General features: G+C 42.1%; 7 protein-coding genes and 1 tRNA gene. 4 read left to right on the top strand and 4 right to left on the bottom strand.

Going from position 1 to position 8,591, the window contains the following annotated elements; translation table 11 throughout:
- The first annotated feature begins 21 nt into the window (after positions 1-21).
- The 3 genes from BLS33_RS21655 (at position 22) to BLS33_RS21645 (ending at position 1,925) form a co-directional block, all read left to right on the top strand.
- On the top strand, positions 22-798 hold the full coding sequence (locus BLS33_RS21655; RefSeq protein ID WP_089894888.1) for an SDR family NAD(P)-dependent oxidoreductase: 777 nt from the start codon (positions 22-24) through the stop codon (positions 796-798).
- A gap of 24 nt (positions 799-822) precedes the next feature.
- Positions 823-1,683 carry a fumarylacetoacetate hydrolase family protein gene (locus BLS33_RS21650; RefSeq protein ID WP_089894885.1) on the top strand — a complete coding sequence of 287 codons (861 nt, stop codon included), beginning with the start codon at positions 823-825 and terminating at the stop codon, positions 1,681-1,683.
- A 168-nt stretch (positions 1,684-1,851) separates the two neighbouring features.
- Positions 1,852-1,925, top strand: a tRNA-Arg gene (locus BLS33_RS21645).
- A gap of 239 nt (positions 1,926-2,164) precedes the next feature.
- Here BLS33_RS21645 and BLS33_RS21640 read toward each other — a convergent pair.
- Positions 2,165-4,465 carry a relaxase/mobilization nuclease domain-containing protein gene (locus BLS33_RS21640; RefSeq protein ID WP_089894883.1) on the bottom strand — a complete coding sequence of 767 codons (2,301 nt, stop codon included), beginning with the start codon at positions 4,463-4,465 and terminating at the stop codon, positions 2,165-2,167.
- Positions 4,462-4,848, bottom strand: a complete 387-nt coding sequence (locus tag BLS33_RS21635) for a hypothetical protein (protein ID WP_089894881.1) — start codon at positions 4,846-4,848, stop codon at positions 4,462-4,464. Before BLS33_RS21635 ends, BLS33_RS21640 begins: the two co-directional genes overlap by 4 nt.
- 171 nt (positions 4,849-5,019) lie before the next feature.
- Between BLS33_RS21635 and BLS33_RS21630 the strand changes: the two genes are divergently transcribed.
- Entirely contained in the window at positions 5,020-5,358 is a 339-nt protein-coding gene (locus tag BLS33_RS21630) for a hypothetical protein (protein ID WP_089894879.1), read from the top strand.
- Between the two features lie 150 nt (positions 5,359-5,508).
- On the opposite strand, the gene BLS33_RS21625 is transcribed toward BLS33_RS21630, so the two are convergent.
- Both BLS33_RS21625 and BLS33_RS21620 read right to left on the bottom strand, forming a co-directional pair.
- On the bottom strand, positions 5,509-6,831 hold the full coding sequence (locus BLS33_RS21625) for a glycoside hydrolase family 2 TIM barrel-domain containing protein (RefSeq protein WP_089894878.1): 1,323 nt from the start codon (positions 6,829-6,831) through the stop codon (positions 5,509-5,511).
- A 153-nt stretch (positions 6,832-6,984) separates the two neighbouring features.
- Positions 6,985-8,583 carry a glycoside hydrolase family 16 protein gene (locus tag BLS33_RS21620; RefSeq protein WP_089894875.1) on the bottom strand — a complete coding sequence of 533 codons (1,599 nt, stop codon included), beginning with the start codon at positions 8,581-8,583 and terminating at the stop codon, positions 6,985-6,987.
- Positions 8,584-8,591 lie beyond the last annotated feature (8 nt).

Raw genomic sequence — 8,591 nt, 5'->3', positions numbered from 1 at the left:
AAATATTAACACCGCATAAAAATGAAATTTGACTTAAAGGGAAAAACGGCCATCGTCACCGGGGGCGGCAGTGGAATAGGGCTTGCCATTTCAAAAACTTTAGCTGAACAAGGGGCTTCTGTACATATTTTCGAGTTAAGTCTAGAACCGGCACAAGCAGCTGTAGAAGCTATTATTAATGATGGGGGTGATGCGTATGCCTATGGTTGCAACGTGGCGAAACAGTCTGAAGTGAGGAAAGTGGTAGCATCGATTGCTGAATCGAATCGAATCGATATACTCATCAATAACGCGGGTATTGCCCATATTGGTGATGTTGAGAATACTGCTGAGGGAGATATGGATAAGATTTATAGCGTGAATATAAAAGGGGTATACAACTGCATTAATGCAGTTGTTCCCAACATGAAAGAAAAGGGAGGTGTCATTCTGAATATGGCCTCAATTGCTTCACATACAGGAATCAATGACCGGTTTGCCTATTCGATGTCAAAAGGGGCCGCACTCGCTATGACCTATTCGGTGGCCAAAGATTATCTTGAATTCGGCATACGTTGCAACAGTATTTCTCCTGCACGGGTACATACCCCGTTTGTCGATGGATTTATAAAGACTAATTATCCTGGAAAGGAAGAGGAGATGTTTCAGAAATTATCAAAAACGCAGCCAATTGGCCGAATGGCAAAACCCGTAGAAGTAGCTAACTTGGCACTTTACCTTTGTTCCGATGAGGCATCGTTTATTACAGGAACCGATTTTCCAATTGATGGAGGATTTATTAGACTTAATGGAAATTAGAACAATCTATATAATTATAATACTATGAAATTAATACGATTTGGAGCGATAGGAAATGAAAAACCCGGAGTGCAATTGGAAGATGGAAAGCGACTTGATGTTTCCGGTTTCGGACATGATTATGATGAAGACTTTTTTGGGGGTGACGGATTAGAACAGTTGAAAGGTTGGTTGAATAAGAATGCGGATAACTGTCCGGTTGTCGGTGAGGGAGTTCGATTGGGAGCGCCGCTGTGCCGTCCTTCAAAAATAATCTGTATTGGCTTAAACTATGCAAAACATGCTGCTGAAAGTGGTATGGAAGTGCCAAAGGAGCCTGTGCTGTTCTTTAAGGCCACTTCAGCGATCGTAGGTCCGAATGACGATGTCATCATTCCCAAAGGCAGTGAAAAAACCGATTGGGAAGTCGAGTTGGCCGTAGTTATTGGTAAAAAGGCATCTTATGTTTCCGAAGCGGAAGCCATGGATCATGTTGCTGGGTATGTGCTGCACAACGATTATAGCGAACGTGCGTTTCAGATTGAGCGCAGTGGGCAATGGGTCAAAGGAAAAAGTTGTGACACGTTCGCTCCTTTAGGTCCGTTTATCGCTACCCCCGATGAAATAAGTGACCCGCACAATTTGGATTTGTGGTTAAAGGTAAACGGAGAAATGTTGCAGAATAGCAATACCTCCGATTTTGTTTTTGATATTCCGACTTCGATAAGTTATATCAGCCAGTTTATGACCTTATTGCCCGGTGACATTATTTCAACGGGAACTCCTTTTGGTGTTGGGCTGGGCTTTAATCCGCCACGCTATCTAAAATCTGGTGATGTAGTCGAATTGGGTATTGAAGGACTAGGGGTTAGCAAGCAATCGGCCAAGGCATATGGCGAAGATTAACAATTATTTCTTTTTTGAGCGAATTTGCTGGTATCTAATCTAGATTTTTTAGTAACTTCGCGGCACATTTTTGGATTTTTTCTAAGAATGGGTAACTAGGTCGCTTTGCTCAGCTGGATTGAATATCTACCTTCTAAGCAAGCGCAATAGACCTAGTGAGAACATAATGGTGGCATAGCTCAGCTGGATAGAGCACCTGCCTTCTAAGCAGGCGGTCCTAGGTTCGAATCCTAGTGCCATCACTTCATTATCAAGGCTTTAAGGATGAAAATCTTTAAAGCTTTTTTTATTTGCACTCAATTTGCACTCATAAATTGATGTGATTTGGTGCTATATGATTTAGTTTGAGAGGGTTTATTCATTTTCTTACTATGAAATGATTTAACCAGATTTCAAAACTTTTTAGTTTTTTTCTCCCTATCCATCGGAAAGTACCCTGCGGAGCACGTAATTACATGTTCAAAAGAATGTTTGAGTTTGACTAGTATAGTCCTATACCTTTCCCCTTAAATTTCGACCAATCCGTAAATTCGTCCTTGAAACCGTTAAAGACCTCTTTCGACCTCCTCCTATTTCCCAATAACGAACTGATGGCATAAACGCCTTTTCTGAGCATTCGGTTTTGCTGGATATTGGAATGCCTCGCCGATGCTGCGTTCACGCTTTCGCGAAGTCCGCTATCCATATGGTGCTGCACCATTTCACGATGCATATTCGGGTATACTTTTTCGGCCGTCAGCATAAAGGCGACCTTGTTGTACATTCCCCTTTCCATTAGGTGTCCCGCCCATAGGTTTTCAAGGTTGTTCCTGCCATCTTCAACAAGGCCGTTGATGACGCTTCGTTGTCCTTTTAATGCTTCGGTGTGATTTGGAACGGTATTCAAATACTGGCCCGTTCTCTTCGGCAATGGGCAGCTTGTTTTGTTGTTTGTATAAATGGATTTGACCTCGAAACCCTTCTCCCCCTTTACAAAATAGAACCCCTTGGCATTGAAATGGGCGATATAGTCCTTGGGGGATTTTTCAAAGGGTGCGTGCATCCGCTCGGCATTTTTTACATAGGAACCCAAAGCGGTAATTTCATATTGCTTTTTGTAAACCGGATTCATTTTTTCATAAAGATTCGGGAATATCATGGGCAGGAAAATTGCCGATGCCGTCAACTTGGAGCTTTTTTCGGGAGACTGGTCCGATAACATTTCCAGCACCGAATGGTTTTGACGTACGAAACCAGTGGTTACATAGTTCTCCATGGCCTCGGAAAAAGGCAGTTTGCCTAACTTTACGGGAACTGTATGCCTGTTCGAATCGGTAAAGGACAACTTATTCTCACTATACTTTACGCCCAAAGCTTGGAACAAGAGCCGAACACTCCCCTGTTTCGTACCGACATTGAAAATATCCTTTTTCAACACCTTCCCGATGAGCTTAAATTTATTTTCCAAGGTTTCCTCTTCCTTTCTGATTTCCAGTTCATGCAATCTTTCCTTTACTATAGGGAACTCCCTTTCAATCGCTTCCATGAACAATACTTTTCTGTTATTTGGAATATAGCGCTCAAGGAATTTGTAAGTTTTGGATGCAGTTAGTGTATTGTAGATATCATCGGATTTCTTGGCCATTATATGTTCCGAGAATAAACCTTCCTGTTTCGGAGATTTTAGATAGGATGTTATTAGCGCCTCTTTTATCAGTTTTTGGATTTCCAGTTTGAACTGTTTGCTTTCGGTATCGATTTTCGTAGGTTCGTTGCAGTTCCCGAAAACATCCTTGCGATTATCCATTCGGATATTTTTGCCAAGTTCCTTTTCCCTGAAAACATATTGTGATCTGTCATAGATGGTAAACCCCTCGATAACTTCTTCTTGCATGTCCAGTTTTATATCGATGTCCTGATATTCCTTAAGGATATCCGCCAGTTCGTTGGGTTGGATAGTTTGAAAAAGGCCATAGGTGGTCCCTATCTGTTTCAACAGGCGTTTGCGGTGCATGGGCAATAGCTTCGATTTGGAATGTACATCAAAGACCTTTTGCAGTTTCGGGCCGCTCAGGTCCCGGTGTACCGTAGAGCCGTTGATGAACCGTGTCCGGTAGCCCTTTTGATTGTTCAGTCCGTATGCGACCCCTATCCTTCCCGTTTCGTTCTTGGTGGTTCTTACTTCGATATGATAGGGCCTGACCAGTATTGCCAGTTCCTCGAAACTCTGCACCTTGTATTTTTGGTTGATGCCGTTCAGCACGTCCTGCAAATAATATTTCGTTCCTTTTTCTGCATCCATGCCGAACTGTAGTTCGGGCAATCTGTACAGCGGAAGTTGTCTTTCTTCCCTGGTGCTTGGCGATGGGGATAGTCCGTACTTTTTTTCCAGGTATTGATGGGTCGCGATGTTCCTCCGATAGCTGTTGAAGATGCCGAGTACTTTTCCATCTTCCTTCACGTTGGTCGTTACGATATGTACGTGCTCGTGTTTGGTATCGTTGTGCCTGACCACTACATAGGGCTGCTCCCCATAGCCCATATTATCCATGTACTCTTCGGAGATTTTAAGGAAAGTATTGTCATCAAGGTGTTCCCCGTGTGGAAGGTTCAGGCTGATATGGGCATAGCGGTTCTTGGTGGCGTTGCGCTGTCCCTGAAAATGGAGCACGCTCCCGAAGAACTTTGGCGATACACTTTGGGAAAATGTGTTGCCGTAACCGAGTATTTGCATACCTTCTTTTCCGAAGACATAATTCAATGTGCCCTTACAGGTTTCGCCATATATGATCTGTCCTATCATCTTGTAAATAATTCCATCGTAATTTCCAAAAGTGTGTACAGCAGTTCGTTGGACCTTTTTATTTCCGGTTCGAGGCTCGAATTGGGGCTTCTAAGGTTCTTATGGTGGGCTATCTTGACCAGTTGGTTGATGTTGTTGCCTATCTTGTTGATGTGATAGGCAAGATTTGAAGTGTCGGGAAGCCTTTCCTTTTCTTCGGCTTCTTGTTGCAGGACCAATCTTCTCAGCAACGGACTTATCGTTCCTCTTTCAAGAATATCAAGATGATACGATTCGCAGATCAGCCTCAATTTGTCATATTCCTTGTCGTTGAACCGCAACATCACGTTATGGTACCGCTTGTTGTTTCCCAATCGTTTTCGGCCCCTTTTCCTTTGTTCCATTTTCGTTGCTTTTTAAGGCAAAACACTTCGTCAGAAGTAGACAATTCTAAGTTACTTAGAATACAGCTTGCTATCCGTTCCACGGATAAATATAGGCAATCATATTCGGATACAAATAGCTTATAATCAATTATTTAACTTATAAAATCATATGAGACCATATCGAATCATATGGGTACAAATACAAAATATAAATGGTCTGATATGGTATTCAGAAAATCAAGGAAATATGGGAATATTCAAGTTTTTTTGTGGGCAGGGGAAAGAAAGGGCAAGCGGTTTTTTTTACAGCTTGTGCTTTTGTGCGGCCGCGAGGGGGTCGTGAAAAACTGGAACGGAAAGACTGAACCTTCGGACTGGCGAAGCATGTCCGCATGGGAAGGAACGGAGTGGAGGGATTGCATGACTTCCGCAGGGCTTGGGACAAATATTGAAATGAACTCGGCCAAAATATATTTGAATTTATGGCTATATATATGCATTTATTACTATACCAATACATATGTATGAAAGTCGATCCAACAGCGGCATCGACATGCAATGTCAAGGGATATAACGTTGAGTTAATTTTAATCTAGATTCCCCAAACGGTCTCTATTACAGATTCATAAAGAAATGGTTAACTTCGTATTATAATCTTTATACATAGCACTGGCTAATTTACTCGACCATAAATGGAATATTGGCAGTAGCCGCCTGATTATTGCCATCGGAGGCATAGACAAATAGACGATACGCCCCTTTTGTTGGTGACTTAAACGTAACCTTATTTAGTTTCTGTGACACTATCAAACCGTTAATAGGCTCTGGTTTTTCTTCTAAATCACCACCCTCCTTCAAATCGGTGCTCTCTGGCATAATTTCCCAATCATATACTATAGTATCTTTCTCAAAATCCTTTACTACAATCTGTGCTACATATTGTCTATCCTTTTTCAACAACACATTGTCATGAGCTGTTTTTCCATCTAGTGTGTAGTCTTTTATGATGGGGGTGCGGTTTGATGGCCATTCGCCGTTCCAGATATAATGCATAACATCTACGGATTCCGTTTCTTTACCATCTTCCAAAAAAATACCGTACCAAGTCGGCGTTCGCTCTTGTTTATTTCCCCATAAGAAAACATAGGAGCCTATGCATTGCAGTGAATCGGCAGCTATCCCCCCTTGATATCGCTTTAAGTAGTTATTGGCCTTAACTGAACTATTCTCTTCAATAGGTGCTCCCCAAGCAGTAGTCGGCACCTCCCAATGCCCTGTAGCTCCCCATTCGGTTACCATATACGGACCTTCCCACCCAAACTTCTTGATCAAATTGGGTAAGTTGGGCAGATCACCATACATCTGTACCGACAAAATATCTAGGTCTGGGCACCTTTCTTTAATAAAGTCCACCTCCTTTTGAGATAAACCGGCTAGACTGGTTGTAGTAGGGTGGTTAGGGTCTATAGCATGAATCATTTTGGAAATATCATTCACGGCATCCCATACTTTTGGGTTTTTATAATGAAGGTTAAGCTCGTTACCTATACCCCATATTAACAAGGCTGGATGATCTTTTAGGGTCATTATTTCTTTCTTAATATCATTGAGTTGTTTTAGTACCATTTCTTCTTTATTGTAATCAAATCCGTGGCGCTCCCTACCAACTTCAATACCCATGGTCACCATTATGCCATTTTTGTGGGCCTCGTCAAGTACTTCCTTGGCCGATTTTTGACCATTTTCAGTACGCCAAGTTCTAAATGAATTTGCCTTGTGTTCGGCTAATGCAGACACATTACCAAATTCAAGTCCTGCACCTTTTATAAAAAATTCTTCACCATTGACCAACAATCGATATTTCTTGCCTTTTTGGCTTACTTCAACTTTGGCCGGTGCCGCTGCACCTTTCTGTAGCATTGCTTGGGCGCTCTTGTTTTGCCCACTTTGCTTGCATGAAAGAACAAGACAGAAAAAAAGAACAAATAATGATTGTTTCATTTTAACTTTATTTCAAATTAATACTTCTTTACCTTCTTCAACAGCCCGCACAAAAGGTCATGCTTATGCTTGCCTACACTAAACATTGTAAGGAAAAAGGCCAGTTCCAACACAACCAGCCTTTAACACTACATTGAAACTAACAACAACTCATTACTGATAAACTCTTATATAATCTACTTCCAGGGTATCCTCTGTAAACCCAGGATCTATCGTGCCACCCAAACTACCACCCATCGCTACGTTCAGAATAAAAAAGAAATCGTCGTTAAAAGGCGTGCCCGCAGTGTTGTCAAAGGAGAAGAAAACCATATCGTCCACCGCTAACTTGATTACATCTGCGGTCCATTCAACCGTATAGTTATGGAACTCCGTGGTAGCCGTCTCATTTTCTGTATCATCGTGTGGTGCATTCCCACCAGAATTATCAGGAAAATGTAGTGCTCCAGAAGTTTTTCCTTTATCCCATCCTGTTTGTTCCATAATATCAATCTCTCCACAGGCCGGCCATCCAACAGTTTCAAAATTGGCGCCCAACATCCAAATCGCGGGCCATGTTCCTTGTGCAGCAGGTAGTTTGGCCCTTACCTCAACTCTACCATATGTAAATTCTTGTAAATTAATCGATTTTAATCTGGCCGATGTATAGCCTCCTGATTCGTTATCTTTGGCTATTATTTTTAGTATTCCGCCCTCAACAATTACATTTTCGGCATTGTTTGTATACGTTTGAAGTTCATTATTCCCCCAGCCCCCAGCACCGAGGTCATAGCCCCAATTCGCCGGATTTGGCGCTCCGTCAACATCAAATTCATCGGCCCAAACTTCATTCGTAAAAATACTTTGAAGCGTTTCCCCTTCTTCGGTCACCGGTTCATCCTCTGAAGTAAGTATGGCAAACCAACCCAATCCATCTGCTCCTGTTGTTCTTAAACTCATTTCAGTTTCAGTACGTTCAAGGATAGCATAACTGTGATCGCCACCTACATAGAAACCATGATACCCGTTACCATTGAATGTCAACGTTTCTTGACCATCCGGGGCAGTCAACGTCCACGTATCCGAGAAATCATCTACAGGATAATTTTCATATTCATTATCTGCGTTCGCTTCCCATGAAATTCCGTAATCAGCATCCAGAACTGCGGATTGACCATACATGGTTCCGTTGGTTGCATACATAACCGTACCATCGGAATTGAATGTAATCCTATCATCATAACCACCTTTATTGGCTTTATCAAAAGGTGCGGCTGCCCACCAATCCGGACTTGATGAATCTGTTGGTCCTACTCCAAAATGTGCTGGAGATTCAGCTTTAACCCTCCATGTTTTTGTTCCATCCCCATATAACATTTCCAATAATTCGGCAGGAGCGGTATAAAATGCCAAAACTTCAACTAGAACGGTTTTCGCAGAACTCACGCCCCCTTTGCCATAAGCTATAACGGTTACATCATAGGTATTGACACCCGTTGTCGAAAAACTAGTGGTCAGTTCACCAGTAGGCGCCTGTTCTTCCTTACCGTTATAAACATACTTATAGGCCAGCGCATCCGATGCGGACGCCGTGAAGTTTACTACGCCACTTCCATCGCCATAAGGGTTTTCATCATCCTGCCCAACAACCTCAGTATTGACTACTAAATTTGACGGGGCGACAATATCGCCGAATTCATATTCTGTTTCTTCACAACTGAACATAACAATCGCCAACAAAAAAAGCATGTTTATATGTTTAAAATTTTTCATCTTATCTA

The organism is Kriegella aquimaris (assembly GCF_900103215.1).
GTDB classification, from domain to species: domain Bacteria; phylum Bacteroidota; class Bacteroidia; order Flavobacteriales; family Flavobacteriaceae; genus Kriegella; species Kriegella aquimaris.
This window is presented reverse-complemented; position numbering and strand designations above follow the sequence as displayed.

What these genes read in the sequence shown, in the direction of transcription:
- BLS33_RS21655 (WP_089894888.1), top strand. Translation starts at nt 22, where the DNA reads ATGAAATTTGACTTAAAGGGAAAAACGGCCATCGTCACCGGGGGCGGC.
- BLS33_RS21650 (WP_089894885.1), top strand. Translation starts at nt 823, where the DNA reads ATGAAATTAATACGATTTGGAGCGATAGGAAATGAAAAACCCGGAGTG.
- BLS33_RS21640 (WP_089894883.1), bottom strand. Translation starts at nt 4,465, where the DNA reads ATGATAGGACAGATCATATATGGCGAAACCTGTAAGGGCACATTGAAT.
- BLS33_RS21635 (WP_089894881.1), bottom strand. Translation starts at nt 4,848, where the DNA reads ATGGAACAAAGGAAAAGGGGCCGAAAACGATTGGGAAACAACAAGCGG.
- BLS33_RS21630 (WP_089894879.1), top strand. Translation starts at nt 5,020, where the DNA reads ATGGGTACAAATACAAAATATAAATGGTCTGATATGGTATTCAGAAAA.
- BLS33_RS21625 (WP_089894878.1), bottom strand. Translation starts at nt 6,831, where the DNA reads ATGAAACAATCATTATTTGTTCTTTTTTTCTGTCTTGTTCTTTCATGC.
- BLS33_RS21620 (WP_089894875.1), bottom strand. Translation starts at nt 8,583, where the DNA reads ATGAAAAATTTTAAACATATAAACATGCTTTTTTTGTTGGCGATTGTT.